At 54.4% G+C, this 26,456-nt stretch carries 27 protein-coding genes, 3 tRNA genes and 1 riboswitch; of the genes, 17 read left to right on the forward strand and 13 right to left on the reverse strand.

The window, feature by feature from the left end; translation table 11 throughout:
• The first annotated feature begins 124 nt into the window (after positions 1–124).
• The 4 genes from KV190_RS13150 to KV190_RS13165 all read left to right on the forward strand — a co-directional run bounded on the left by KV190_RS13150 (position 125) and on the right by KV190_RS13165 (position 2,203).
• Complete coding sequence (locus tag KV190_RS13150; RefSeq protein WP_460193851.1) at positions 125–1,135, forward strand: sulfate/molybdate ABC transporter ATP-binding protein; 1,011 nt, start codon at positions 125–127, stop codon at positions 1,133–1,135.
• Positions 1,136–1,205: 70 nt separating this feature from the next.
• Positions 1,206–1,277: transfer RNA gene (locus KV190_RS13155), tRNA-Gln, on the forward strand.
• 17 nt (positions 1,278–1,294) lie between these two features.
• The gene (locus KV190_RS13160; protein WP_460193852.1) at positions 1,295–2,077 is read left to right on the forward strand and encodes an HAD family hydrolase; all 783 of its coding nucleotides are present in this window, start codon (positions 1,295–1,297) and stop codon (positions 2,075–2,077) included.
• Positions 2,078–2,131: 54 nt separating this feature from the next.
• Positions 2,132–2,203 (forward strand) — tRNA-Lys (locus KV190_RS13165).
• Positions 2,204–2,209: 6 nt separating this feature from the next.
• Here the strand turns inward: KV190_RS13165 and KV190_RS13170 are convergent.
• From KV190_RS13170 to KV190_RS13190, 5 genes are read right to left on the reverse strand one after another with little or no spacing between them, the layout of a single operon-like run.
• On the reverse strand, positions 2,210–3,055 hold the full coding sequence (locus tag KV190_RS13170) for a PspA/IM30 family protein (protein ID WP_460193853.1): 846 nt from the start codon (positions 3,053–3,055) through the stop codon (positions 2,210–2,212).
• 47 nt (positions 3,056–3,102) lie between these two features.
• The gene (gene fabI, locus KV190_RS13175) at positions 3,103–3,882 is read right to left on the reverse strand and encodes an enoyl-ACP reductase FabI (RefSeq protein ID WP_460193854.1); all 780 of its coding nucleotides are present in this window, start codon (positions 3,880–3,882) and stop codon (positions 3,103–3,105) included.
• Positions 3,883–3,939: 57 nt separating this feature from the next.
• Positions 3,940–5,013 carry a Rieske 2Fe-2S domain-containing protein gene (locus tag KV190_RS13180; protein WP_460193855.1) on the reverse strand — a complete coding sequence of 358 codons (1,074 nt, stop codon included), beginning with the start codon at positions 5,011–5,013 and terminating at the stop codon, positions 3,940–3,942.
• Between the two features lie 39 nt (positions 5,014–5,052).
• Positions 5,053–6,060, reverse strand: a complete 1,008-nt coding sequence (locus KV190_RS13185; protein ID WP_460193857.1) for a photosynthesis system II assembly factor Ycf48 — start codon at positions 6,058–6,060, stop codon at positions 5,053–5,055.
• 25 nt (positions 6,061–6,085) lie between these two features.
• Complete coding sequence (locus KV190_RS13190) at positions 6,086–6,421, reverse strand: rubredoxin (RefSeq protein WP_149819429.1); 336 nt, start codon at positions 6,419–6,421, stop codon at positions 6,086–6,088.
• 346 nt (positions 6,422–6,767) lie between these two features.
• Between KV190_RS13190 and sfsA the strand changes: the two genes are divergently transcribed.
• Complete coding sequence (sfsA, locus tag KV190_RS13195; protein WP_460193859.1) at positions 6,768–7,493, forward strand: DNA/RNA nuclease SfsA; 726 nt, start codon at positions 6,768–6,770, stop codon at positions 7,491–7,493.
• Here sfsA and KV190_RS13200 read toward each other — a convergent pair.
• Together KV190_RS13200 and KV190_RS13205 are read right to left on the reverse strand one after the other, a co-directional pair.
• Positions 7,490–7,843, reverse strand: coding sequence for a VOC family protein (locus KV190_RS13200; protein WP_460193860.1), 354 nt, complete (start codon positions 7,841–7,843; stop codon positions 7,490–7,492). The two genes, sfsA and KV190_RS13200, sit on opposite strands and share 4 nt — an antisense overlap.
• A complete protein-coding gene (locus tag KV190_RS13205) occupies positions 7,843–8,379 on the reverse strand; it encodes a phycobiliprotein lyase (protein WP_460193861.1) in 537 nt (178 codons plus the stop codon). Before KV190_RS13205 ends, KV190_RS13200 begins: the two co-directional genes overlap by 1 nt.
• A gap of 183 nt (positions 8,380–8,562) precedes the next feature.
• On the opposite strand from KV190_RS13205, the gene KV190_RS13210 reads away from it, so the two are divergent.
• From KV190_RS13210 to KV190_RS13220, 3 genes are read left to right on the forward strand one after another with little or no spacing between them, the layout of a single operon-like run.
• Positions 8,563–8,886 carry a DUF2605 domain-containing protein gene (locus KV190_RS13210; protein WP_286625093.1) on the forward strand — a complete coding sequence of 108 codons (324 nt, stop codon included), beginning with the start codon at positions 8,563–8,565 and terminating at the stop codon, positions 8,884–8,886.
• Between the two features lie 36 nt (positions 8,887–8,922).
• Positions 8,923–9,204, forward strand: a complete 282-nt coding sequence (locus KV190_RS13215) for a DUF2973 domain-containing protein (protein ID WP_149819439.1) — start codon at positions 8,923–8,925, stop codon at positions 9,202–9,204.
• The gene (locus KV190_RS13220; protein WP_460193862.1) at positions 9,173–10,381 is read left to right on the forward strand and encodes a GTPase family protein; all 1,209 of its coding nucleotides are present in this window, start codon (positions 9,173–9,175) and stop codon (positions 10,379–10,381) included. The genes KV190_RS13215 and KV190_RS13220 overlap by 32 nt, the downstream gene beginning before the upstream one ends.
• Here the strand turns inward: KV190_RS13220 and KV190_RS13225 are convergent.
• Both KV190_RS13225 and KV190_RS13230 read right to left on the reverse strand, forming a co-directional pair.
• Positions 10,378–12,663 carry a ComEC/Rec2 family competence protein gene (locus KV190_RS13225; protein ID WP_460193863.1) on the reverse strand — a complete coding sequence of 762 codons (2,286 nt, stop codon included), beginning with the start codon at positions 12,661–12,663 and terminating at the stop codon, positions 10,378–10,380. The two genes, KV190_RS13220 and KV190_RS13225, sit on opposite strands and share 4 nt — an antisense overlap.
• A 95-nt stretch (positions 12,664–12,758) precedes the next feature.
• On the reverse strand, positions 12,759–13,049 hold the full coding sequence (locus KV190_RS13230; RefSeq protein ID WP_302679204.1) for a DUF1816 domain-containing protein: 291 nt from the start codon (positions 13,047–13,049) through the stop codon (positions 12,759–12,761).
• Between the two features lie 454 nt (positions 13,050–13,503).
• On the opposite strand from KV190_RS13230, the gene pds reads away from it, so the two are divergent.
• Genes pds through KV190_RS13255 form a run of 5 tightly spaced genes read left to right on the forward strand, consistent with a single transcriptional unit; the run spans position 13,504 to position 17,614 of the window.
• Entirely contained in the window at positions 13,504–14,937 is a 1,434-nt protein-coding gene (gene pds, locus KV190_RS13235) for a 15-cis-phytoene desaturase (protein WP_460193864.1), read from the forward strand.
• Positions 14,921–15,856 carry a phytoene synthase gene (locus KV190_RS13240; RefSeq protein WP_460193865.1) on the forward strand — a complete coding sequence of 312 codons (936 nt, stop codon included), beginning with the start codon at positions 14,921–14,923 and terminating at the stop codon, positions 15,854–15,856. Before pds ends, KV190_RS13240 begins: the two co-directional genes overlap by 17 nt.
• A gap of 5 nt (positions 15,857–15,861) precedes the next feature.
• Positions 15,862–16,380 carry a phosphoribosyltransferase gene (locus KV190_RS13245; protein WP_460193866.1) on the forward strand — a complete coding sequence of 173 codons (519 nt, stop codon included), beginning with the start codon at positions 15,862–15,864 and terminating at the stop codon, positions 16,378–16,380.
• A complete protein-coding gene (locus KV190_RS13250; protein WP_460193867.1) occupies positions 16,377–17,372 on the forward strand; it encodes an aspartate carbamoyltransferase catalytic subunit in 996 nt (331 codons plus the stop codon). Before KV190_RS13245 ends, KV190_RS13250 begins: the two co-directional genes overlap by 4 nt.
• Positions 17,369–17,614 carry a 2Fe-2S iron-sulfur cluster-binding protein gene (locus KV190_RS13255; RefSeq protein ID WP_460193868.1) on the forward strand — a complete coding sequence of 82 codons (246 nt, stop codon included), beginning with the start codon at positions 17,369–17,371 and terminating at the stop codon, positions 17,612–17,614. Before KV190_RS13250 ends, KV190_RS13255 begins: the two co-directional genes overlap by 4 nt.
• A gap of 35 nt (positions 17,615–17,649) precedes the next feature.
• Here KV190_RS13255 and KV190_RS13260 read toward each other — a convergent pair whose 3' ends face one another.
• Positions 17,650–18,999: an SLC13 family permease gene (locus KV190_RS13260; protein ID WP_460193870.1), complete on the reverse strand. Its 1,350-nt coding sequence runs from the start codon at positions 18,997–18,999 to the stop codon at positions 17,650–17,652.
• Between the two features lie 88 nt (positions 19,000–19,087).
• Positions 19,088–19,225, reverse strand: a riboswitch (cyclic di-AMP (ydaO/yuaA leader).
• 113 nt (positions 19,226–19,338) lie between these two features.
• On the opposite strand from KV190_RS13260, the gene KV190_RS13265 reads away from it, so the two are divergent.
• The 3 genes from KV190_RS13265 to KV190_RS13275 all read left to right on the forward strand — a co-directional run bounded on the left by KV190_RS13265 (position 19,339) and on the right by KV190_RS13275 (position 21,929).
• Complete coding sequence (locus KV190_RS13265; protein WP_460193871.1) at positions 19,339–20,286, forward strand: bifunctional riboflavin kinase/FAD synthetase; 948 nt, start codon at positions 19,339–19,341, stop codon at positions 20,284–20,286.
• Entirely contained in the window at positions 20,279–21,187 is a 909-nt protein-coding gene (locus KV190_RS13270) for an AAA family ATPase (RefSeq protein WP_302677284.1), read from the forward strand. The genes KV190_RS13265 and KV190_RS13270 overlap by 8 nt, the downstream gene beginning before the upstream one ends.
• Positions 21,188–21,305: 118 nt before the next feature.
• On the forward strand, positions 21,306–21,929 hold the full coding sequence (locus tag KV190_RS13275) for a response regulator (protein WP_460193873.1): 624 nt from the start codon (positions 21,306–21,308) through the stop codon (positions 21,927–21,929).
• Between the two features lies 1 nt (position 21,930).
• On the opposite strand, the gene KV190_RS13280 is transcribed toward KV190_RS13275, so the two are convergent.
• The 3 genes from KV190_RS13280 to serS form a co-directional block, all read right to left on the reverse strand.
• Positions 21,931–22,002: transfer RNA gene (locus KV190_RS13280), tRNA-Asn, on the reverse strand.
• A gap of 48 nt (positions 22,003–22,050) precedes the next feature.
• Positions 22,051–23,394: a UDP-N-acetylmuramoyl-tripeptide--D-alanyl-D-alanine ligase gene (locus KV190_RS13285; RefSeq protein ID WP_460193875.1), complete on the reverse strand. Its 1,344-nt coding sequence runs from the start codon at positions 23,392–23,394 to the stop codon at positions 22,051–22,053.
• Complete coding sequence (serS, locus tag KV190_RS13290) at positions 23,391–24,683, reverse strand: serine--tRNA ligase (RefSeq protein ID WP_460193877.1); 1,293 nt, start codon at positions 24,681–24,683, stop codon at positions 23,391–23,393. Before serS ends, KV190_RS13285 begins: the two co-directional genes overlap by 4 nt.
• Before the next feature lie 197 nt (positions 24,684–24,880).
• Here serS and apcD point away from each other — a divergent pair, with 197 nt between their 5' ends.
• Positions 24,881–25,366, forward strand: coding sequence for an allophycocyanin subunit alpha-B (gene apcD / locus KV190_RS13295; protein ID WP_190278062.1), 486 nt, complete (start codon positions 24,881–24,883; stop codon positions 25,364–25,366).
• Positions 25,367–26,456: the final 1,090 nt, after the last annotated feature.

The raw sequence follows: 26,456 nt of genomic DNA on the forward strand, positions 1-26,456 counted from the left end.
CTCAGAAAATCAATTGTTGAATGCATGATTGATGGAGAAGCTGTTGACTGAGGCATGGGCAAAGACACAGGGCTTCAAAACTACGGTAATCTTATAGAGAAACTAGAGTATTGCTAGCAGTGCTATGGGCATCACTATTGAAAATGTTTCTAAGTCCTTTGGCTCCTTTCAAGCAGTCAAGCAGGTGGATTTGGATATTGCCAGTGGTTCTTTGGTGGCGCTGTTGGGGCCCTCGGGTTCTGGCAAATCAACCTTACTGCGGCTGATTGCGGGTTTAGAGATGCCCGACACTGGCCGGATTCTGCTCACGGGCAAGGACGCCACCTATCAAAGTGTCCAAGAGCGTAATATTGGCTTCGTCTTTCAGCACTATGCCCTTTTTAAGCACATGACCGTGCGCCAAAATATCGCCTTTGGCCTAGAGTTGCGCAAGGTGCCCCGTGCCAAGATCAAAGCTCGGGTTGAGGAATTGCTCGAGTTGGTGCAGTTGGCTGGCTTGGGCGATCGCTACCCCTCTCAGCTCTCTGGGGGACAACGCCAGCGGGTGGCTCTTGCCCGTGCCCTTGCCGTAGAACCGAAGGTGCTGTTGCTAGATGAACCCTTTGGTGCCCTTGATGCCAAAGTACGCAAGGAACTGCGAGCATGGCTACGCCACCTCCACGATGATGTCCATGTGACAACGGTCTTCGTGACCCATGATCAAGAGGAAGCGATGGAAGTCGCGGATCAAATTGTCGTCATGAACAAAGGGCAAGTGGAGCAGGTGGGCACCCCCGCTGAAATTTACGACCATCCCGCTAGCCCCTTTGTGATGAGCTTTATTGGTCCTGTGAATGTCTTGCGCTCCCCTGTCTTTCAACAAAGCGAGGGCACAGCTCCCCACTGCGATATTTTTCTGCGCCCACGCGACATCATTATTGAAACCAGTCCCAATGGTAACACCGTCTCAGCTCGCATTCACCGCATTATTCACCTAGGCTGGGAAATCCAGGTGGAACTGCGCCTAGATGACGGGCAGGAATTGATGGCACACCTATCGCGAGAGCGATTTGACGAGCTGCACCTTGAACCCCAACAGCAGGTCTTTATTAAGCCACGGGAGGCAAAGTCCTTTCCCCTGTACTACAGCATTTAGGCACGAAAAAAAATCAGTTCATCCCTTGAACAAACCAAGCCAAACTTGCTATGCTAACAAAGCGACTCAATGGGGTGTCGCCAAGCGGTAAGGCAGCGGGTTTTGGTCCCGCCATTCGGGGGTTCGAATCCTCCCGCCCCAGTTAGGTTTTAGACAGCAATGCCACAAATATTACCCTCATTACTGGCCTTAGATTTTGATGGCGTCCTCTGCAATGGCCTGCGGGAATATTTTCAAACCAGTTGGCGGGTGTATCAGCAGGTGTGGCCTGATCAGCCCCTTGTGCTTTCCCTAGAGGAACTAGAAAGGCAATTTGGTCAATTGCGCCCTGTGATTACCGTGGGTTGGGAGATGCCGCTCCTGTTGCGGGCAATCCTTGAAGGCACCCCTACTCAAGAGATTCTCCAAAACTGGCCAAAGGTGCGCGATCGCCTGCTTGCTACCTACCACCTCACTGCCACCGATTTGGGAGAACGGGTGGACAGCTTGCGCGATCGCTGGATTGCAACGGACTGGCAAAGCTGGCTGGCGCTCCATGACTTTTATGACGGTGTCGTGGCGGCTCTGCAACGCTGGCAAGCCCAAGGTCAACCCCTCGCCATTGTCACCACCAAGGAGCAGCGCTTTGTGACCTATTTGCTGGAGCAAGCGGGCATCTCCTTTCCCCCAGAAGCAATCTATGGCAAAGAGCAACAGCAGCCCAAGCCTGTGATTCTTGAGGCGCTTCAGTCAACCTATGGCACTCCCCTGTGGTTTGTTGAGGATCGCCTCGGGGCACTGTTACAGGTTGCCGCTACACCGGCGCTCGGGGAAACAGCACTCTTCTTGGCGACATGGGGCTATACCACCGCTAGCGATCGCGCCCAGGCCGAGGCACATCCGCGCATCCATCTCCTCAGCCGAGAACAATTTTGCCAATTTCCCCACTGGCTTTCCCCCTAACCCCTTGTCTTTCAAGGTGGTTTTCTCTATACTGGAAAAGCTGCGAAACAGCGCGGGTCGCTAGCTCAGCGGTAGAGCACTCGGCTTTTAACCGATTGGTCTTGGGTTCGAATCCCAGGCGACCCATTGAGGTTAACTATCCAGTAGGCGGCGGAGTTCTGCCATATCGTCATCAATAGATTTACTTTGAGACGATGCACTGGGGCGTGGCGCGTCCTGCACTTCGGGAGTAGAGACGTTGATATTAATATTCAACTGACTGCTGCCACTGGCGGTTTGGGGGAGTGTCCCCGCAGAGGGGGCATCGGGCAACAAGCCCATCTGCCGCTTCATTTCCAGCAGTTCAAATTCCACATCTTGTTTGTTGGCACTGCTTTGGAGCGCTTGGAATTTACTTTCGAGCGTATCACCACTGAGTTCAGCGATCGCTTGGGAGCGGGCTTCCATTTGCAGGACTTTATCTTCCATGCGTTCAAATGCCGCCATCGCATTGGAGGTGCCCACCTTGCTGACCGCTTGATGAATCTGCTCTGAGGCCTTAGCGGCACGGGCACGCGCTTTGAGCATTTCCTTCTTCGTTTTCGCCTCAGAAATTTTGCTTTCAAGGGCGGTCAAGTTGTCCTTGAGGGTTTTCACCTGCACTGCCATTTGATCCACTTGGGCTTTAAGGGCGACAGCGGTATCTGCGGCAGTTTTCTTGCGGTTCAAGGCTTCGAGAGCCAGTGCTTCATCCCCTCTACTGAGGGCTAGGCGTGCTCGCTCTTCCCACTGCTGGGCATCCTTGAGATTTTGGGTGTACTGTTGTTCGAGTCGTTTTTGGGCGGCAATGGCCTGAGCAACCGCTTGGCGTAACTTCACCAAGTCGGCATTCATATCAATAATTGTTTGCTCAAGAATTTTTTCTGGATCTTCAGCAGCACTGACTAGGGCATTGAGGTTAGAGCGAATCACCATGCCCACACGATCAAGTAAACCCATGCTTTGCCTCGTCAATAACTCGTTGACTCTACTCTAGCGTATGCCCTCTACATCCCCATGATGCAGTAGCCCGAATCCACATAAAGAATTTGACCAGTGATGCCACTGGCTAGATCACTAGCAAGAAAAGCTGCTGTGTTGCCCACTTCGGTTTGGGTCACCGTGCGTCGCAACGGAGCCGTGGCTTCCACATGGTGAATCATGTCGAGAATGCCCCCCACTGCTGAGGAGGCTAAGGTGCGAATTGGACCAGCGGAGATACCATTGACACGGATATTTTGAGGACCCAGTTCCGCTGCTAGGTAGCGGACATTCATTTCTAGGGCTGCCTTGGCAATCCCCATGACATTGTAGTTCGGCACAACCCGCACACCCCCTAAATAGGTCAGGGTAATGATTGACCCGCCGTTGGTCATCAATGGTTTAGCGGCACGGCTGAGAGAGATCAGGGAGTAGGCACTGATGTCGAGAGCGAGATTAAAGCCTTCAAGGGAGACGGCGGAAAAATCACCACTGAGATCTTCTTTTTGGGCAAAGGCCAAGCAGTGAATCAAAATATCTAAGCCACCCCATGTGGATTGAATCGCCGCAAAGGCCTCGTCAATTTGTTGAGGTTGCTGCACATCTAGGGGCAGGAGCAACTTGGGGGCAAGGGGGGCTGTGAGTTCCTCGACCTTTTGCTTCAGCTTTCCCCGCTCGTCGGGAAGGTACGTCACTGCCAGTTCGGCACCTGCTGCATGGAGTTGTTGAGCAATCCCCCAAGCAATGGAGCGATTATTGGCAATGCCGGTCACAAGGGCGCGTTTTCCCGATAGGTCTAGGAGCATAGGTACAGCCAGTGTGAATGATCTAACCCTCTGATCGTACCAGAGGGGCTGCTGCCTTTAGCGCCAGCGCAGGACTTGGGTTTTTAGGGGGTTGACAAATTCTCGTCCCTCTTGGGTGGCTTTTTCGTACTCGCGTTTAATCTGGTAATACCACTTGGCTTGGTGATCTGCTTCTTTGATGAGCGTCAAGGGTGGTTTGTACTTCAGACCTTCGCTCTGCTTGGCCACAATGCGCAAATCTTGGTTGAGAAATTCCCGCGCTAAGGGAGCCAGTAGCGGTTTCAGGGGAGCTAGCCACGGAAAGGTCCAGTAGTAGGTGGCGGTGAGTTCAGTTTCCTGATCGTTAATGGGGGTGAGGGTAATCAGAAAACAAAAGGTGTGGCGATCGCTATAGTTGGTTTCGATACGAATCCCCGGCAGCCGATAGATAATTTCCACCTCAGGATGGCCGCCCAAAATATGGTGTGCCCACGACTTGCGCAACAGGGGATGGCGGCGCATTGTAAAGCCATAGGGCGACGGATCAAAGGTTTTTGCCTTCTCAAAGAGCTTGCCCCGCTTGCGCCACCACCACGCCCCATGTACAAAGGGCGCATGGGAGGGATCCATAAAGTTAATAAACACCTGATCCAGATGTCCCGGAAAGATGAACTTTTGCACCGCTTGGGGTTGGGTCTCGGCACTAAATCCGGGCACAAGGGGCACTTCTAGCGTGGGTTCACTAACATCGCGCTCATTGGCTGGAAAAAAAATCCAGAGATTGCCCTGCACTTCGCGTACGGGATAGCTCAACACACCAAAGTGCTTGAGATCGACATCACTATCACTGGTCAGGGAGGGAATCAGCGTACAGTGGCCGTGGGCATTAAAGCGCCAGCCGTGGTAGGGGCACTCCACCTCTTCCCCATCAAAGTGACCATAGTGCAGGGGAATGCCACGGTGAGGGCAGAGATTGCGCAGCGCGAAGGGCTTGCCTGTGGTGGTACGGCAGAAGAGAATAGGCTCCCCTAAAAGCACCTTGGCTTGGCACCGACCCGGCTTGAGGTCAGCGGCTGGCAGGCCATAGTACCAGATATTGCGCAAGAAGCGACCACCCTCATGGAGGGAGAATGAAGTGCTGCTGGAGTTCATAACGAGACTCTACCAGATGCTCGGCAGTTATTTTCTACGTTACGCCGCAGGAGCCGTCAAGTCAGTCACATACCGCAGCAAGATCCCCTTCTGGCCAATAATGAACCCTTGATCGGGACTAAAGAAAAGAATTTTATAAAAATTGGAGGGGACTTTTTTCACGTCCACATCCTGCTGCCACGTTTGGCCACCATCTTGGCTACAGAGCAGCACGCCGGCACCCCCTGCTAGCCACACTTCATTGGGTGTGCGATAGGCCAGATCAAGGAAGCCAACACTATTGCGACGCAGGGGACTCAGCAGTTCTCCCCAGTTCTCGGAATTGTCTGGATCAGAAAAGGCAATTTTACCGCCATTGACAATCATCCAAAGCCGACCATCCGGGGTAAAGCCCATATTGTGGACGCGGCGCGAAGTGGTGCGATTGTGGGGTTCCCAAGCGGTTTGTCCCGGTTCCCATGTGGAGTAAAAGCTCCCCCGCGAGGAGACAGCCACATACTCACCAGAGGGCGAACGGTTGAGGTTGCGCATGACGCCAATGGCTTCTTGGACTAATGCTTGCCAGTTTTTGCCGCTGTCTTTGGTACGGTAAATCGCCCCCACATCGGTCATCATTTCCGCAGCGCCATTGCCGAGGGCTTTGATCAGACGGGGTGAGCCGGGGAGTTTGGGATTGAGGGGAATTTGGCTCCAAGATTGGCCACCATCGGTCGTGTGCAGCATAATGGGTGGCTCACCCACAATCCAGCCCTCGTTCCCTTGGAAGCTAACGCTGTTGAAGCGATAGTCAGGATTATCTAAAACCAGCGTGCGCGGTTCCCAAGTTTGACCACCGTCGCGAGTTTCCATCAGTGTGGCATTGGCACCCACCAACCAACCGTGATTGCGGTCAATAAAGCTCATATCGAGAATGGTGGAGGTGGTTGGTAGTTGGATGGCTTCCCAAGGGTTGTAGTCCAAGGCGGGGATGGCAAGGGCAGAGGCACTCAGGCTCACCCAGAGGCCAACGGTCACCAAGAGCCAATGCAGGAACTTGATTCCTTTCATTTTTTGCCAATCAATGTCAATTTGTTTAGCGAACATTATAGAAACTCAGTAGAAAAAGAACGGCAAGGGCAAGACCACCAAAAATGAGGATATTTTTTTGGCCGGGGGTGAGGCGATTCACACCCAAGCCGTAGTTCAGATTTTCCTTGAAGCCTGAGGGGGATCCCACAGGTCCAATGTTGCTAAATTGCTTTTTTGGAGCACTGCACACTGGACACCGCCAGTTCACGGGGAGATCAGCAAAGGCTGTCCCCGGCGGAATCGAGCGATTCTCGTCTCCCTTCGAGGGTTCATAGATGTAGCCGCAGGCACGGCACTCAAACCGATCTAAGGGCGCAACATCAGGGGTTTCGGCGGTCATACCTCAGAAATTTTTAAGATTTGCGACATACATCTTAATACTACGGGATTTAGGGGCGTTTCTTGTGACGAGGACAGGGGAGTTTTCAGGACAATACTGCGAAACTCTAAGACATGTAACGAAAGATCAGACCTTTGCAACATAAATATAAAGAAAAGATTAGGGAAGTCGCCCCTGCCAAGAAGTGATGCCATGATAGGGGTATTCAATTGAGGTCAGCCCATATAGACCTTAACCTTAAATCTCCTTTAATATTCCGTAGAATGCTGGCTTCCATATCACCAAGGGGGGCTGGCATTTTACTTTTGGGGGTAGAATAGAGGCTTGCGCTTTCTATGGGTCGCCTGTGACTCCCACATTGTGTTGGCACTATCCACCGCTCCAAGCAGGAATTCTCTGTCGGCGCTATCAGCGATTTTTTGCTGAGATTGAGTTGACCTCTGGCGATCGCATCACAGCCCACTGCCCGAATACAGGGCCGATGACAGGAATTTGCCAAGTGGGTGCCCCCGTCCAAGTCTCCTACCATGCGGATCCCAAGCGCAAGCTGGCCTATACGTGGGAAATGATTTTTGTTGATGGTACGTGGGTAGGGGTCAATACGAGTCTGCCGAATCGGGTGATTGCTTCGGCATTGGCGGCAGGCATCCTACCGGAACTGGCTGGCTACGGCACTCAGCAGCGAGAGGTGGCCTATGGTCAAGAGCGCAGCCGCATTGACTTTTACTTGACGGATCATCCCCAACAGCCCCCTGCCTATGTTGAGGTGAAAAATACCACTTGGGCGCAAGGGGGCTTAGCCCTGTTTCCTGATACGGTGACCACGCGAGGCCAAAAGCATCTGCGGGAACTGCAATGGCTACGGCAAACCCAGCCAGACACTCGTGTGTGTATGCTCTATTTCATCAATCGCGGTGATTGCGATCGCTTTGCGCCCGGGGATAGTGCCGACCCCGCCTATGGACAACTCTTACGTGCCGCCTACAACCAAGGGGTGGAAATTTTGCCCTATCGTTTTGCCATTGAGCCAACGGGCATTCAGTTCTTGGGAATGGCCAAGCTGGTGCTCTAGGACACTTGACTGAGTTCAATCAGATTGCCATCGGGATCCGCGACAAAGATTGCGGCTCGTCCTGAGGCACTGCGCTGCATGGGAATTTCGGCTGCCGCTAGGCGTTGCTCGAGACTAGCTAAATCAGTTACGCCAAGGGCAAAGTGGGGGTTACGTCCCCACCGCTGATCTTGACGAGTATCCAGCACCTTTTCGGTTTGGATCAAATGAATTTGCACCGTACCGATTTGATACCAGCGGCCGGGAAATTTCAGGGGGCGATCGACAGGGGTAAGCCCCAGCAACCCTTCATAGAAGGCCGCAGCTCGCTCCAAATCCGTGACGTTAATGGCAACGTGGAGAAAGACCATCAGGACTTGGCGGGTTGCGTCACCCCTAAGCGAATTTCTGAGCAGAAGGAGGCCATACTAAAGCCACCAAAGCGCTTGAGAATACTGGTGCGCAGGCGTAGATTGGGGCTGGCAAACCAAAGACGCTCTTCGGAATACATCGTTTCGTATTCGGTAATCAAGGTCAGGGCACCATCACTGCCCATACTGAAGCGACCGGCAACCGGTGCTTTTTCGGCATAGCCCATCTCCCGCAGGAGCTTGCCTTCCATCCGCGACCCCTGATCCATGATCGGCACCAGTACTGTTGAGCCTTCGTGCTTCTCGCTGTCCCATTCCATCGTGCCGTCCCAACTGACCCGTGCGCCGCACACTGCCCAAGCGGGATCCATGTCATATTGCTGACACAGGGCAATGACCGCAGGATCATCCACAGAGAGTAATTCAATGGTTAACTGAGACTTGCCTGACTCGGTTTGCTTAAAGGCCAAGTGATGACTGGTACGTTGGGAAAACCAGCGGCCAGCACTTTGGGCAAAAAAATCGCGGATGTCCATACCTGCGCACACTTGTAATGGGGACAAGATCGGTATTTTTGAGTCTTTTCTTAGGGTACACCGTCTCTTCGATTCCTTCCAAACGATCGCCCCGAGGAAAGATGCAGTCAAAGATTAACAATGTAACAATATGTAAACGAGTTTAAGATTTAAGATAGAAGTAGGTCGCCCTCATCAATCCCTATGCTGCACTCAAATTTACCTGAACCTCAACTGCTTAAGGTCTTGCTAGAGCCGCTGCTTGAAGATTTTCAGTACTGGTTCACGCGATCGCGATCGCTTTTGCAGACAGAAGTGATTCCCTTCTTGAACGTGGCGGAACAGCAGGCACTCCTTGAACGGGTGGAGACGGCCCTCAACGATGTGATTGCTACCCAAAGCCTCTTTCGGGCAACGGATGGACAAGTGGGGGTTGATACACAGGTACTCATGCAGTGGCATACGCTTTTGATGGAGTGCTGGCAGGTTGCCCACCACTATCGCTTATCCAAATCTTGTGACGCTTAAACCATTCTCGGCGCTTGGCTCGGAGGTGCTCTCTTCATGTTGCAGTTGATTTATATTGTTGCCTTTACGGTCTTGGCACTACTGGCCATGGCTAATCTGATTCGCAGTTTGTTGACCCTCGGCATTGAATCGCAACGCCAATTTTCACCGCCACGGGTGACCCATCCCGAACTGTTAGATAGCGATGGCCATGTGATTGATGAACCCCTGTTGGTGATGCGCTCTCTCAGTGTGGAGGATGCCCGTGCCCAACTGGATGCGATCTACCGCGAATCCCCCAGCTACGGTGACGACGCCCGTGGAGAAACCCAAGCCTAAATTTTTAGGGCAATATGGGCAGTTCCTAAGCCGCTGGTTTCAGGTGGATGCAACGGCGCTGGCGGCGGTCTTGGCTAGGGCACGGCAGGAGTTACCGGCGACGGAGGTCTTGCTGATTGGCAAACCCCAATCGGGGAAAAGTTCGATTGTGCGGGCAATGACGGGTGCCGATGCCAGTATTGTCGGGGCGGGCTTTCGTCCCCATACGCGGCAAACACAGCGCTATGACTATCCCACCGCTGAACTGCCACTACTGACCTTCACTGATACGGTGGGCTTGGGGGAAACGCCAGAGCAAACGGCTGAGGTGGTGGCGGAATTGGATCACCTGTTGCAGCAAAGTCAACGGGCGCGGGTGATTATTTTGACGGTCAAGGTAACAGATTTTGCGGGCGATCGCCTACACCAAGTGGCAAAGGCATTGAAGAAAGCTCATCCCGAGATTCCCTTCATTTTGGCCATTACCTGTCTGCACGAGCTGTATCCCCCGCATCAAGACAATCATCCGCCCTACCCCCCAGAGATGCCTGAGGTGAATTTGGCGATCGCCGGCCTGAAGGAACGCTTTGCTGACATTAGCGATCGCGTCATTCCCCTTGACTTTACGTTGGAGGAAGACGGCTACACCCCTGTTTTTTATGGCTTTGAGGCCCTTGCTGCCACCCTAGAGACGGTGCTGCCGAAAGCAGAAGCCCAACTGCTCCGCCAGTTAATCGCCCAATCCCATCTCAGTGATCAATTGGCTCCCCTCTATCGTCAGGTGGGGCGGCGCTACATTGCCCCCTTTGCGGTGATGGCGGGAACCTTGGCGGCAGTGCCTTTGCCTTTTGCCACGATGCCAGTCCTCGTGGGCGTGCAGGTGGTGATGGTGGTGCTGTTGGGGCAGTTGTACGGTCAGACCCTTTCGCCGTCACAAGCCGGGGGCATCTTAACCACCATTGGTGGCGGATTTGTGGCGCGGTTGGTGGGGCAACAGTTGATTAAGTTTATTCCGGGTTTGGGATCGGTGCTCTCTGCCTCTTGGGCGGCGGCCTATACTTGGGCCTTGGGGGAAGCGGCCTGTGTCTATTTTGGTGACTTAATGGGAGGCAAAACTCCCGATCCGCAGCGCATTCAGCAGGTACTCCAAGAAACATTGGCAACCGCGCACTTGCGATTGCGCCAAAGTGAGTCCTAAATCAAGCCATCGTTTTGAGGGGCATTGGCCTTCAGGGAGCCATCCGCCTGCCAGCGCACTTCCCCGGCTTCTCCGACCACAAAATAGGGAATTTCTTTCTCCTTGAGATAGCGGGCGATCGCGGGATCAAGGGCGTTGCGACCAAGAATGACACTGCGCGGCTTGACAATCTCAAAGAGGCGTGGCGTTAATTTGCGCCCCCACCACCAGAGAACCTGCGGTGGCTCCACGGGCGTTACGGCTAGCCAATCGGTTTGAGCGGCATCGCGACTCGGATCACTGACAAAGAGCCACTGACTGTTGCCCATCTCCAAGGTCAAGATAGCGGGATCCGCCCGCAGGACAGTAATTTTTACCTGACCCAGTTGAACGGGTTGCCGCAGGGGGAGCGATTGATGGGGCACCTTGAGGGTAGTCAACATTTCGCGGTAGGCAGGATCACTCTTGGCCGTTGGCACATCCGTAAACTGGCGAATTGGGGTGATCCCATGAATGTCGCGCCAGCCCTGTTGTTGACGATACTGGCGATCGCTGGCCACCGCCCAATCAATGCGGTTAATGCCCTCTTGAGCCAAGAAAGCCGTTAGCCCTTGGGAATCCCCCCCATTGATCACCACTGTCCCCGCTGGTTGCTGAATCACCAGTGTCGGCACCTGTGTATTGGCGAGAACCGTCGCTTGAAAGAGGGTGTTTTGGCGCAGAATAAAGGGCACGAGAACCAGAGTGACACCAAAGGTAAACAGCAAAAACCAGCGGCGCCGCCAGCGCGGACTTAGCCACACAAGCACAATCAGGCCATAGAGAACGACGACTTGGAGCCAACCCAAACTGCCAAGGGCGATCGTTGCCCCCGGCCACTGGCCGATGGTTTGAATCAGCCACAGGAGAAAGGCCGTGGGATAGTAGAGGAGCCAAGCAAGGGCCGATCCCACAGGCGGAATGAGGAGGCCGACCATTGCACTGATGAAGCCGCCAACTGTCAAGAGAACTAGGGGCAGATTGGCAACGACATTGGCCAGCAAACCATAGACTGGAAAAATACCAAAGATCGCCAAAGAGAGGGGCAGTACCCAAAGGGTGGCGGCGAGGGGCACCGCGACAAGGTTGCGCAGGGGGTTTGGCAACCAATCGAGGCGATCGCTGATCGGTTGAGCACTGACAATTAGACCCAATGTGGCCAGGAAGCTCAACTGAAAGCCAATGTCCTCAATCCACAGGGGATTGTAGATCAGCATGGCAGTGGCGATCGCCAGCAAAATCACAAGGGGTTGCCCCTTTTGACCATTCACCAAAGCCACTAACCCCGCCAAACCCATCAAGACAGCGCGAATTGCTGAGGGGGCAAACCCACTCAAACAGGCAAAGAGCACCAAGACCCCCGCCCCCAAACCATAGCGCCACTGCTGCGGCAAGAAACGCGCCACCGCCAAGACCACCGCCAACAGAATGGCCGTATGAAACCCCGAGGCCGCCAAGGCATGGGATAGCCCCACGCGCCGAAAACTGTCGCGCACCTCAAAGGGAATGGCCACCGCGCGGTTCCCCAGCACCATTGCCGAGACCACAGCACCATAGCGATCGCCCAACCCTTGGGCATGGACTTGCACAATTCGCTGCTGCAGTGCCCACAACCCCCAAGGTGATCCCTGATCCAAAATCGTGACCTTGTTGCCTGCTAAGCCGGCAAAGGTGTACTGCAATTGAAGCTGCCGCCGAAAGTTAAAGGCACGAAAAAACTCACTGCCCCCCCCACGAGGCAGATAGAGCCGCCCCGAAATCTGGATCCGTTGGCTGGGATGTAGCTTTGCCCCTTCCTCTGCTGGCAGCGTCACATAGAGGCGGCCACTGGCTCTCCCTTGCAGTACCCCACTTTGGGTCGGTACTTGACTGAGATTTTGATAACGCTCCACCCCTAGGAAAAAGCGTCGTCGCCCAGCGCGATTAGGTAGTGGTGTGGTTTCAACACGTCCCTCGACAAGCACCGTTGACGGTAGATTCAACGCCTCAAGACGCGGCACCAAACTGCTGATGTCATTCACCCCCGGCTGGGGCGTGCGCAGCCATACATAGGCCATTGCCAAGAGGGCAACCAAGGTGGCGATCGCGAAACTTTGACTCGCAGGCAGCCGCAACCAAACCTTACCGCCCCAACGACGCCCGCCGTAGAGGATTCCCCCCAGTGCCAAGACCCCCAGCCAACCCCACTGAAAGAGACTGCAAATACACCCCGTAATAAAGGCGATCGCCCAGAGAATTCCATCCGCCTTGGTAATGCTGAACATAGCCTTGTTGGGGTTGGCGTCCAGAGACTTAGGAGAAACTTTAAGACGGCACCATGCTGTAGGGACAGAGTTTTAGAACCAATTCAGACTTTAACCTATGTCATGCCAACACTAAGGGGCACCCGCGTCTTTTTTTCGGCGTCAATGGTCACCTCTTCAGGACGGCAGCGCACGACACTGACCTCAAGTCCCTCTGCGCCCTCAGCCTTTAAGTCCTCAATGTAGCCATCCTTCTCTTTTTCCGCCTCCATGGGCGTCAGAAAAGGGCCAAAGTAGTAGGTGCAGGGGGGGGTTTTCGTTTCTATCTTGACCCACCATGCCAGACCCATTCCATTGACGAGATCGGCGAGCCAGCTTGTAAAACCTGTATTATTATCGCTAAACATTGACAGTGTTCCTCCGAGACTTGCCAAATTGCCCCAACCAATCAATACATTTCTTGGTTTGCTCTCTATTTGTGTATAACCGATCCCCCCCTAAATGTGTATACCGAAAATTCCAAACCATTAATTGTCATATTTATTTACCAAAAAAATGGGTCTAGAGCCACGCCCTTTATGGCTCCACCAAGCTAGCGCGAAAGGGCGGCTTTATTTTCTGTTTTGTGCCAAAATAAAGTCATGCTAATCAGAGAGCCTAAGTGCACGACGCTAACGTATAGACTGAGCAAAACTTGGTGCGTGGTGGCATCTAACGATGTCGTGGCGTAGAAGCAAGAAGTTCAACCTGAACATTAGCCTAAAGCGGGTGTCTCCGTAACGTTTTGTAAATATAATATGAACAGCTTTTTGTCCCCCTAGGGGATTGCGTTCATCTTCGTCAGTTAGGGTAGCGTCATTCATGCGAGTTGCAATTGCCGGTGGTGGCTTAGCGGGCTTAGCCTGTGCCAAGTATCTAGTGGATGCAGGACATACGCCCATGGTGTTTGAGCGTGCCAATGTCCTTGGGGGCTTGGTGGCAGCATGGCAGGATGCCGATGGGGATTGGGTGGAAACGGGCTTGCACGCCTTCTTTGGCGCCTACCCCAATATGCTGCAACTCCTCGCGGAATTGGGAATTAGCGATCGCCTGCAATGGAAACGTCATGCCCTGATTTTTAACCAACCGGAAAAGCCGGGGGTGCTCTCGTGGTTTGATGTTCCCGATATTCCTTCGCCTTTTAATGTGCTGCTCTCGATTTTGCGCAACAACGATATGCTGACGTGGGAGCAGAAATTCCGCTTTGCCATAGGCTTGTGGCCAGCGATCGTGCGCGGCCAAAAATACGTCGAGGCGATGGACAAGTACACCCTTCTGGAATGGCTGCAACGCCAAGGGATTGATGAGCGGGTGAACTCCGACATTTTTATTGCGGCCTCGAAGGCACTCACCTTTTTGAACCCCGATGAGGTCTCGGCCACGATTCCCCTGACGGCCATGAACCGCTTTCTGCGGGAACGCTATGGCTCAAAAATTGCCTTCTTGGATGGGGCACCGCCGGAACGGTTGTGTCAGCCGATTGTGGATTATGTGACGGCGCGGGGCGGTGAAGTGCACACCAATGTGGCTCTGCGGGAGATTGTCCTCAATGAGGATCTCTCGGTGCAGTCCTTTGTCATGGTCGATCGCGAGAGACAACAGCGCTTTGAAGTTACAGCGGATGCCTATGTCTCAGCGATGTCGGTGGATGCCATTAAACTGCTGCTGCCGAAGCCGTGGCAAGACCTGCCCTTTTTCCAGAAACTCAATGGCCTCGAAGGCGTCCCTGTGATCAATGTCCAAATCTGGTTTGATCGCAAATTGCCCACGGTAGATCACCTGCTCTTCTCGCGATCGCCCCTGCTGAGTGTCTATGCCGATATGAGCGAAACCTGCAAGGGCTATGCCGATCCCGACAAGTCAATGCTAGAGCTGGTATTGGCGCCTGCTGCTGAGTGGATTGGCCGCAGTGATGAGGAGATTGTCGAGGCGACCCTTGCGGAACTGGCCAAGCTCTTCCCCAATCACCTACCGGAACCTGCTAAAGTGCTGAAAACAGCGGTGGTGAAAACCCCCCGCTCAGTCTATAAAGCCACCCCCGGTCGCCAAGCCTTTCGTCCGGATCAGGCCACGCCCATTCCTAACTTCTTCCTATCGGGGAGCTACACGATGCAGCCCTACCTAGGGAGTATGGAAGGTGCGGTACTTTCTGGTAAGCTGACAGCGCAGGCGATCGCGAAGCGGCTCGCAGAGAGCAACGCCCCACAGCCCCCCAAACCCTCTACTCAGACTGTCGCCAATGCTGCAACTGCCTAGAGCCGAGTACGTCCCTCCCCTGATTTCCCTCGACGAAGCCTACGAGCTGTGTCGTCAGGTAACTGCCACCTACGCCAAGACGTTTTACCTCGGCACGCTGTTGATGCCCCCCGCCAAGCGCCGCGCCATTTGGGCGATTTACGTCTGGTGTCGGCGCACCGATGAACTGGTGGATGGCCCGCAAGCAGCAACGACAACAATGGCCACCCTCGACGAGTGGGAAGCCCGCCTTGAGGACATTTTTGCCGGTCGTCCCCACGATGGTATGGACTTGGCCTTGACAGCGACGCTGGAACACTATCCCCTCGACATCCAACCCTTTCGGGACATGATTGCTGGGCAGCGGATGGACTTGCACCGCAGTCGCTATGAAACCTTTGCTGAATTGGAACTCTATTGCTATCGCGTGGCCGGTACGGTGGGCTTGATGTCCCTTGAGGTAATGGGGGGAAACCCCTATAGCGATCGCCTGTGTTCCCCTTGGGTGGATCCCTATCAGGCTAAAGGTACCCTCAAGGATCAAGCCATTGCCCTTGGCATTGCCAATCAACTCACCAATATCCTGCGGGATGTGGGCGAAGATATGCGGCGGGGGCGTATCTATCTGCCCTTAGAGGACTTGGCTGCCTTTAACTACACCGAAGAAGATTTGCAGCGGGGAGTGATTGACGATCGCTGGCGGGCACTGATGCGCTTTCAAATTCAGCGGGCACGGCAATTTTATCGGGAAGCCGAAGTGGGGGTGGCCTACCTAGAGCGGGATGCCCGTTGGCCGGTGTGGTCAGCGCTCATGCTCTATCGCCAGATTCTTGATGTTATCGAAGCCAACGATTACGATGTCTTTAATCGGCGCGCCTTTGTCTCTAACTGGCGCAAGCTGCTGTTTATCCCCATTTCTTGGTTCAAGGCCAGCTTCTAGGCACCATGGCAGATCTGTACGTGGATTGGGACGAGTATCATCGCACCATTGAACAGTTGGCGATCGCTATCTATGACTCGGGATGGCAGTTCAATCAAATCCTCTGCTTGGCCAAGGGGGGGCTGCGGGTAGGGGACATTCTCAGTCGCTTGTTTAATCAACCCCTCGCGATTCTGGCGGTGTCCTCCTATGGCGGTGTCAAAAATCAAGAGCGGGGTCGCATCACCTTTGCGCGGGACTTAACCATGACCACCGCTACCCTTGGCAGTCATGTTCTCTTAGTGGATGATTTGGTGGATTCTGGCCTTTCCTTGCAGAAAACCCTGCGCTGGCTGGAGGTCAAATATGGTTTTGCGGTGGAGGAAGTGCGCACTGCGGTTCTCTGGTACAAAGCGGCCTCTTGTATTCGTCCGGACTACTATGTTCATTACCTGCCCGAAAATCCTTGGATCCATCAACCCTTTGAACGCTACGAACAATTGACAGCGGCTGATCTTGCTCAAACCCTAACCCCCTGTCCATGACGCCCACTCTCACTCCCCCCCTCCAATGGCAGCGGCGCCACGTCCTCTCCCTCCAAGACTTTACGGTGGCGGAGCTGGATATTGTGCTGCAAACAGCGCTCAGTTTTCAGGAAGTCCTGAATCGTCGCACCAAAAAAGTCCCCACCCTCCAAGCGCGGGTGGTTGCTAATCTCTTCTTTGAAAGTTCGACGCGCACGCGCAATAGCTTTGAACTGGCGGCCAAACGTCTTTCTGCGGATATTCTCAACTTTTCCCCCGGTACCTCGGCTCTGAGTAAAGGCGAAACGATCATCGATACCGCTAAGACCCTGTGGGCAATGGGGGCAGAGTTCATGGTGATTCGCCATCAGCAGTCCGGGGTGCCCCATACGATTGCGGTGGAAATGGATCGCCTTGGCGGTCAGGTGGCGGTTCTCAATGCGGGTGATGGCTTGCACGAGCATCCCTCCCAAGCGCTGCTAGATTTGTTTACCCTTTGCCAACTCTACGATCCACGTCAACCCCGCTGTGCCCTCTTGCAGGGGAAGAAAATTGCCATTGTCGGGGATATTCGCCATTCCCGTGTGGCGCGATCGAACCTCTACAGCCTCAAGACCGCTGGTGCTGATGTTCACTTGGCAGGGCCTCCCACCCTCTTGCCGCCAGAATTTGCAGACTATGGAGCAACACTCCACTGGACACTGGAACCTGCCCTTGCCGGTGCCGATATTGTGATGACACTGCGCCTGCAACGGGAACGCATGGATCAGCACCTGATTCCCAGTTTGCGGGAGTACCATCAGCAGTTTGGCATTACCCATGAACGGCTGCACCTGTGCCGACCGGAGGTGCGGGTCTTGCATCCGGGACCGGTGAATCGCGGCGTGGAATTGAGTTCGGCACTGCTCGATGATCCGCAGTTCAGTTTAGTGAATCAGCAGGTGACCAGTGGGGTGGCGGTGCGGATGGCGTTACTGTATTTGATGGGAACCTACCACGGAGTCAAGCCATGATTAGGGTAACGTTTCTGCCGGATCAGGTGTCCGTGGAAGCGGAAGCGGGTGAAGGTTGGTTGAGTGTGGCCGCGCGAGCCGGAGTCGAGATTCCCACCGGCTGTCGTATGGGGACGTGTGGCGCTTGTACCGTGGAACTGGAGGATGGCGAAGAAATTCGCGCTTGTATCTCTACGATCGCGGGCGATCGCGAGGATGGCACCCACATTACTGCCTATGTCTTTCGAGATCCCACATGGTAAGCGAAGGGACAGTGACAGGGATCAAAAAAGAGTCCTTAGCGCCAAATGAGAAAGCGCACAGTGAGAAAGAGTGCCGAAACCCCCAACTGCAACGCTGTAATCGGTACCCCATAACGCAGGAAGGTTTTGAAGCTAATACGGCGGCCATGGAGTTCGGCAACACCCGCACCGACAATGTTGGCAGAAGCACCGACGAGCGTGGCATTGCCCCCCAAGGTTGCCCCTAGCATCATGGCATAGAAGAGGGGCAGCACCTGTGCTGGTAAATCACCACCGTAGCCAATGTGAAGAATTTCTGAACCTGCTAGCCCCACATCTACGAGGTATTTTTTCAGTAGCGGCACCATTGCGACCACCAAGGGGATATTGGGAATAACACTGGAGAGAATGCCAATTGTAAACAGTAAAAGTAGCGAGCCAAAAAAGATATTTTGGCCAATGAGAATCGCAAGGATGTGGGAGAGTTGACCAATGATCCCTGTTTTCTCCAAGCCGCCAATGAGGACGAAGATACTCATAAAGAAGATTAGGGTGGCCCAGTCCACATCCCGCAGAATATGGGTGACGGTGTCAATTTTGCTTTGATGGGACAAAAGGAGCGCAAGGGCCGCACCCATTAAAGCGACCGCAGGGGGAGCCACTTTGACGACCATGCCATCACCAATCACAAAGAAGGTGAGGACAAAGACGATGATTACACAGCCTACGGCCAGCGTGCGGGGATGATTAATTTTCGGGTGAGGCAATTGGTCAAGGGAGTTGAGTTCTTTGTGCCAAATGCGGCGAAAGAGAATTGGCAGACAAAAGACAATAACGGCGATCGCCAGTACCCCCCCCAAACTAAGACGCAGGAGATAATCGGCAAAGCTAATGTTAATGGCGTCCCCGACAATATAAGTCGCTGGATCCCCCACAAGGGTGAGCAACCCGGCACTATTGGAGACAATCACCATCAAGATAATTAGCGGCACAAAGTCCACCCCCACTTCAGCCGCCATGGGGGGCAGCAGGGGAGCAAGGAGCATCACTGTTGTGGCATTGGGCAGCACCGCACAAATGGGCGTTGTCAAAGCAACGATCCCCAACAGCAGGCGTTTTCCCTGACCGCGGGCGAGGATCACCATTTGGGTTGCTAGATACTCAAACACCTTGGTCGGTTCAAAGGCGCGAACCAGAACCATCACCCCAAAAAAGAGCGCGAGAGTACCGTGACTGCGGCCAATGTAGCTAATGGCCTCCCCAAGGGTCATGATGTTGAGAAAGACGAGGAGAATGGCGCCCAAAAAGGCCGCAATGGTAATGTTGATCCACTCGGTCATGATCAAGAGGATCACGCCTAGGAAGATCGTGCCAGCAGCGAATGCATGCCAGTGTTCAATCAGCATTGGGCTTCCTAAAAATTGCTAAGGTGACAAATTCGGTCAACACCACGAAACCGAATCACTGGAACACTGAGCAGTTGTGAAAAACAGCCAGTATCCGACTGAATGCCGACGAAGTTAGCTGACGGGCTAGGATTCAGTGGTATCCTTTCTCGGTGGAGAATGCGCCCCTGATGCGTTGGTTCCTCCGCTCCAAGCTGCCAAGGCTCAGATTAGGCAAAAAAAGATAAATTGCTACTCAACGTAGCATAAGCCTCTTGGCGGATTCAAGAGAAATTCTTCTATGACGTGAATAGAAAATCTTAATGAAAACTTTCCCAGACTGTTGCTCCTTGGTTAAATGTGTCAAAATGTTTCCTGTGTCAATTTAACAACGGCCTACCCTTGCAAACTCCTACGGCGATCGCCCTTGGCAATTTTGACGGTGTCCATCGAGGGCATCAAGAGGTTATCCGTACGCTCGTTGCGGCAGCCCCTCCCGACTGTTACCGCTCAGTGATTACGTTTTCGCCCCATCCGCAGGCATTTTTTACGGGAGAAGAGCGCCTGCTGCTGACCCCAGAGGCGGAAAAACGTGCCCTTTTGAACCAGTATGGCATTGAGCAGGTGATTGTCCTGCCCTTTACCCATGCCCTTGCCCAACTGTCGCCCTTGGAGTTTGTTGAGCAGATTTTGATACAGCAGTTGCAGGCCAAGGTATTAAGTGTTGGTTTTAATTTTGGCTTTGGCCGTGGGCGATCGGGGACAGCGGCGGACTTGCGCACCCTGTGTGCTGCCTTTGGCATTCCAGTACATATTGTGCCTCCCTATTGTCGGGGGAGCGATCGCGTCAGTAGCTCAGCAGTACGAGCCGCCCTCGCCGAGGGAGATGTGGGCTTGGCACGGGAGCTTTTGGGACGCCCCTACCACTTGACCGGCACCGTGATTCAAGGAGAACAGTTGGGACGGCAGTTGGGATTTCCCACTGCCAATCTAGCCCTCCCCCCAGACAAATTATTGCCTCGCCACGGCGTCTATGCCTGCCGCGTTACGGGGGCAGCGTTTACCAGTGAGCAATTGGGGGTGGTGAATATTGGGATGCGACCGACGGTGACGGGTCGGCAAGTGACAACAGAGGTGCATCTATTCAACTGGCAGGGGAATCTCTACAATCAAGAGATCACACTTCATTTAGAGGCCTTTATTCGCCCAGAGGTACGGTTTCCCAGTTTGGCTGCCCTCCAAGCGCAAATTGCTGCCGATTGCCAAGTAGCGGCTGATCTTCTCGAACGAGTGGTCTCCTATGCGTGAACCCCTACAGCGACTGGTCAATAACCTTGGACAGGTCATGGTGGGCAAAGAAGCCGCCATTGAACTCATGCTAGTGGGGTTGCTGGCGGGGGGACACGTTTTGCTGGAGGATGTACCGGGGGTGGGGAAAACCCTCTTGGCCAAGGCCTTGGCGCGATCGCTGGCGGGTACCTTTCAGCGCATCCAAGCCACACCCGATCTCCTGCCCACCGACTTATCGGGTACCAATATCTGGAATCCCAAAACAGCGGAGTTTGAGTTTCGCCCAGGCCCTGTCTTCTGCAATATTTTGCTAGCGGATGAAATTAACCGCGCCACCCCCCGCACCCAATCGGCACTCCTAGAGGTGATGGAGGAGTACCAAGTGACCATTGATGGCGTCACCTACCCCTTGCCCCAGCCCTTTTTTGTCATTGCCACCCAGAACCCCGTGGAATACCAAGGCACCTTTCCGCTGCCCGAAGCCCAGTTGGATCGCTTTGCCCTGTGTTTTAGTTTGGGCTACCCGACCGAGGAAGAGGAGCTACAAATGCTGCAACGGGTGCAGGGGGGCTTAGATGTCAATCAACTGGAACCGTGCCTCAGCTTGGCGGAGATACAACAGTTGCGGCAGCAAGTGCTACAGGTGCGGGTAGATTCAGTGTTGCAAAAGTACATTCTTGCCCTTGTGCGAGCGAGCCGCGAGAGCGATCGCATTACCTTGGGGGTGAGTCCTCGCGGTACCGTGATGCTACAGCGCACGGCTCAGGCCTTGGCCTTTCTCAATGGCCGTGACTATGTCCTCCCCGATGATGTGAAGCAATTGGCTCCCCATGTTCTCGCTCATCGTTTGATTACAGCGGCAGGGCGCTCAGGGCGTGCCTGTGTGGCAGAATTGTTGGAAACGGTAGCCGTTCCCTAGGGAGAGTTGGCGCGACTGTTCTCTATGAACATCTCTGCGATCGCCAACCTGTCATTGTAGTGTTAAGTCTTTTTAACATCGCGATCGCCCTCGCAACCGTCGAAGGATTTAGGCATTTATGACAACGATACTCATGACACAAGCCCTCCAACGGCAGGGAGAAATTTGGCATAACATTCTCAGCAGCCAAAACCTTACGGTCATCTGGGAAAACCTTGATGCTGACATCCTTGCTGTGCTAGAGGAGATGGAGACGGCTGGCCTAGCATTGCCCCAATTGCTGCTGTTGGATATGGGCATGACGGTCACCAATCCCTACCGCTTTTGTCAGGTGGCACAGTCTCGCTTTCCGCGGATACCTGTCGTCATTACAGCGGGTCACGATCGCCAAATTAGCGCAGCAGAACGGCGCTGGGCGTTGCGTATGGGGGCTGTGGATCTCTTGCCGGCGATCCAAGAGTCGAGTCTCATTGCCACAGCCGTCTCCCATCTGACTCGCGTGTTGGAGATCCTCGATGCCCTACCGATTCAGCAGGATGCCCTGATGGAGAGCCTCAGTCGCTTAACAACACCCACACCCGCTCCGACCCCAGCAGCACCCACGCCGCCACCTCTGGCTACTCCACCCGCCACACCCAATACCCAATATCGAGGCATTAGCACTGTTGCCGACACAGCGCCAACTCCAAAGGGAGAGGATGATGGGCAGCGTCGCCGTCGCTATCGTGGCTCAAGTTATTAAACTCCCCAGGCTGGATTCGAACCAGCGACCAATCGGTTAACAGCCGACCGCTCTACCGCTGAGCTACTGAGGAATATCGACGATTTTCTAATGTAGCATAGTTCACCACTCTTGGCAAGTCTCAACGGGACTGAAGTTTTGGCCAGCGCTGCCGCAGTTCAGTGATCACTTGATCGAGGGCAACGGCATGGGAGGCCTTAAAGAGGAGGCGATCGCCCGCTTGCAACTCCCGCAATAGGTACTCCACTAATTCTTCATGGGAAGCAAATTGCCGACTGGGAACGCGCCCTGCCCCCCGCGCAAGGGCTGCTCCTTCATCGCCTTTATCGAGAATCAAGAGGCCATCGAGGTCTAATTGGGCAACAGTGGCTCCCACCTGCTCATGGAAGGAGAGAGAAAAGGCGCCGAGTTCCCGCATGGGGCCAAGAACCGCCAGATGCCGCTGACCGGGGAGTGATCGCAACAAGTGCAAGGCCGCCACCATCGATTCCAAACCCGCATTGTAGGTTTCATCCAGTAGCAGAATATCGGGTTCGAGGCGATAGCAACCACCCCGACCACTGGGCAATTCTAACGTCAACTCTAACGGCAAGCGATCGCTCTCTAGGTTCAAGGCTTGCAGCACCCCAAGGGCAGCCAGAAAGTTCAGGGCATGGTGTGCCCCCGCAAGGGGAACAATGTAGGTGCGTTCATCCACGTGGAGGGTTTGGGGCGGTTGATAGATTCCCCGTAGGGTGCCCCCCTCAAGACCATAGGTAATCGTGCGCCCTGACCAGACCTGCGCCGCTGTTGGCAAAAGTAGGGGACTATCGGCATTGAGCACCGCTGTTCCCCCTTGGGGCATTTCGGCCAGCAGTTCGCATTTGGCTTGGGCAATGGCTTCGCGGGAACCGAGGCGGCCAATATGGGCAGTACCTACATTGGTAATCACAGCAACATCCGGTTGGGCAATCTGGCTCAACAGGGCAATTTCACCGCGCGCACGCATCCCCATTTCAATCACGGCAAATTGGTGGTGGGGTTCCAGTTGTAAAAGGGTTTTGGGCACGCCAATCTCGTTATTGAAGTTGGCTTCGGTTTTGAGGACGGCGCCATAGTGACTAAGGACAGCAGCAATCATTTCCTTGGTGGTGGTTTTGCCCACGGAGCCAGTGACGGCAATAACTTTGGCTGGACATTGCTGCCGCCACCACTGTCCCAAGCGTTGATAGGCACTTAGGGTATTGGCTACCTGAAGTTGCGGCAGAGTAGAAGATATTGGTACCTCGACAATCAGGGCGATCGCGCCGGCGGCGGCTGCCTGATCGACAAATTGATGGCCATCAAAGGTTTCCCCCCGCAGAGCAACAAAGAGGTTGCCAGTTGCGATTTGACGGGAGTCAGTAGAAATGCCTGTGATTGGCAGATCTGGATAAGTTGTATCTAACCCCAAAGCTTGGGCGATCGCCCCGAGGGTGGTGTTCACGATTTTGCCCCGCCAATCTGGCTGCACTTCAAGTAGGGTTGCAGCACCGCCGGTACCCGCACCGTCCCATCGGGTTGTTGGTAGTTTTCGAGAATGGCTGCCATGGTTCGTCCAACGGCTAGGCCAGAGCCATTGAGGGTGTGGACAAACTGCGTTCCCTTTTGCTTAGCGCCTTTGAAGCGAATCTTGGCACGCCGCGCCTGAAAATCGCCAAAGTTGGAGCAACTGGAAATTTCACGGTAGCAGCCCGCAGCGGGGAGCCACACCTCTAGGTCGTAGCACTTCATCGCACCAAACCCCAAATCGCCAGTACACAGTTCAATCACCCGATAGGGCAACTTCAGGGCTTGGAGAATAAACTCGGCATCGGCCACAAGGGCTTCATGTTCAGCGGCAGAGGTCTGGGGGTGGACAAACTTGACCAACTCCACTTTGTTGAATTGGTGTAGGCGAATCAGGCCGCGTGTATCTTTGCCATAACTCCCCGCTTCACGGCGAAAACAGGGGGTGTAGGCGCAGTGGTAAATCGGCAGTTGATCGGCGGCTAAAATTTCATCGCGGTAGAGATTCGTCACCGGCACTTCCGCTGTCGGAATTAGCCAGAGATCATCATCGGCGCAGCGAAAACTTTCCTCGGCAAATTTGGGTAACTGCCCCGTTCCCGTCAGCGAGGCACTATTGACCAGCAAGGGCGGCAAGACTTCCACATAGCCGCGATCGCGGTGCGTATCAAGCATGAATTGGATCAAGGCTCGCTCAAGGGCAGCCCCCATGCCCAAGAGGGTCACAAAACGACTCTGCGCCACTTTCACCGATCGCTCCACATCCCAGAGTCCCAATTGAGTGGCAATGTCCCAGTGGGGCTGGCAAGGCTGGCTTGGTTTATACTCCTCTCCCCAGCGGCGTACCTCAACGTTTTCGGTTTCATCGCGGCCAATGGGGGTGGTCTCACTGGGGGGGTTGGGAATTGTCAGCAGCAGGCGCTCTAATTCTTCCTTGAGTTGCCGTTCTTGGGGTTCAAGATCACTGAGTTGCTGCTTGAGATCGTTGGCCTCGGCCTTAAGGGCTTGAATTTCGGGGTCAGTGGCGGCAACGCCGGACTTGATCTTTTTGCCGACGAGGGCACCAATTTCGTTACTGCGGGCTTGCAGTTGCGATCGCTGTTGTTCAAGCTGTCGCTGCTGGGCATCCAATTCTAGAATGCGGTCGAGGTCAAAGTCACCGCCGCGCCGCCGCAGGCGATCGCCAAAGGCTTGGGGATTTTCTCGCAGTTGTTTGAGATCAATCACAGGTGGACGAAAACCAGTGCAAACCGCATTGATCCTATCACCAAGGGGGCAGATTGATTCTAGGGAGCCGTCTTGCTGTTGTTTGCCATCGACACCGCTAAATTCCTCTATCAACCGTCGAGATTTTGATCAGGGGTGGCGTCAACAAGGGGTCGCCGTCCTCTAAAATGAGGGATGTATTAAGCGGTGTTAGCAATATGAGTGTCATTAGTCAGGTTCTTCTTAAAGCGGACGATGAATTGCGCTACCCCACCACGGGCGAACTCCAGACGATTAGTGACTTTTTCCAAACGGGTGAGCAACGCCTCCGCATTGCCACGACACTGGCCGAAAATGAGAAACGCATTGTTGAGCAAGCCAGCAAACAACTGTGGCAGAAGCGGCCTGACTTCATCTCACCGGGGGGCAACGCCTACGGCCAGAAACAACGTGCCCTCTGTCTGCGCGACTATGGCTGGTATATGCGCCTGATTACCTATGGCATCCTCGCGGGTGACAAAGACCCCATTGAGCGCACGGGGATTATTGGGGTGCGGGAAATGTACAACTCCCTTGGTGTGCCGATGACGGGGATGGCAGAAGCCATTCGTTGCCTCAAGGACGCCTCCTTGGCACTGCTGAGCACTGAAGATGCTGAAGTGGCGGCACCCTACTTTGACTACATTATTCAAGAAATGTCCTAGGGAGACTGACGGCAGTCAATTCTGCATTCAAGGGGAACACAACCCATGACATCTCCCCTTGAAATTGTTGTTGTCAGCAATGGTCCCGGTGAACTGGCCACTTGGGTCTATCCCTTTGTCACAACGCTGCGGCAACAGGTCAAAGAGGGGCTACGGGTTTCAGTAGTGATTGTTCCCTGTCCCCATGCCAGTGGTCTGGAAGCGGAGATTGCGCGCCGCTATGCGGGGGTGGATCGGGTACTGCCGGCCGCAGAGTTTTGGCACCTCGTGCGCACAAAGACCAGCCGTCGTAATTGGGATTGGTTTCCCCAAGGGGTGGTGGTCTTCTTGGGCGGCGACCAACTCTTTGCGGTGCTGTTGGCCAAGCGTCTCGGCTATCGCTGTGTGCTCTACTGTGAGTGGCAGGCACGCTGGCAAGGGTGGGTGGATGGCATTGGGCTGCGGCGTCCTCTACCCATTGGCAACACAAGAGCCAAGGTGGCCGTGGTGGGGGATTTGATGACCGATGTGCAAGCCCTTGCCCTCGATTCGCTGCCTGATGTGCGCCAGCAGTTAGGCGTTGCCTCAGATGCTCCCCTTGTCGGTTTGATGGTGGGTTCCAAGCCCAATAAACTCAAGCTAGGGGTGCCCCTTTCGCTGGCGATCGCCGACCATTTAGCTGCTGCTCATCCCCCAATTCAGTGCGTGATTCCAGTGGCACCCACCCTGACGCTTAAGACCCTCAGTTGCTACGCCGATCCCCGCTTTAATCCTGAACTCAAGCACGTTGAGGGCACGACTGCGACACTGATCCAGCCGAGTGAAGGGCTACCCTATCTGGAGACGCCGAGGGGCACGAAAGTCTATCTCTGGCAGCAGTTACCCAACTATCCCCTGCTGCGGCAGGTTGCCCTTTGTGTGACCACGGTTGGCGCCAATACCGCTGAACTGGCTGCTTTGAATGTGCCGATGATTGTTCTCTTGCCGGCCCAACAACTGCGGGTACAGCGGGCACACCCTTGGGATGGCTTGGCCGGGTTGCTGGTGGGCTTGCCGGCGATCGGGAAGCAGTGGACGGCGCTGGTGTTTTGGGCACTGGTTGCCAAAGGAT

Source organism: Thermosynechococcus sp. FA-CM-4201 (assembly GCF_054689355.1).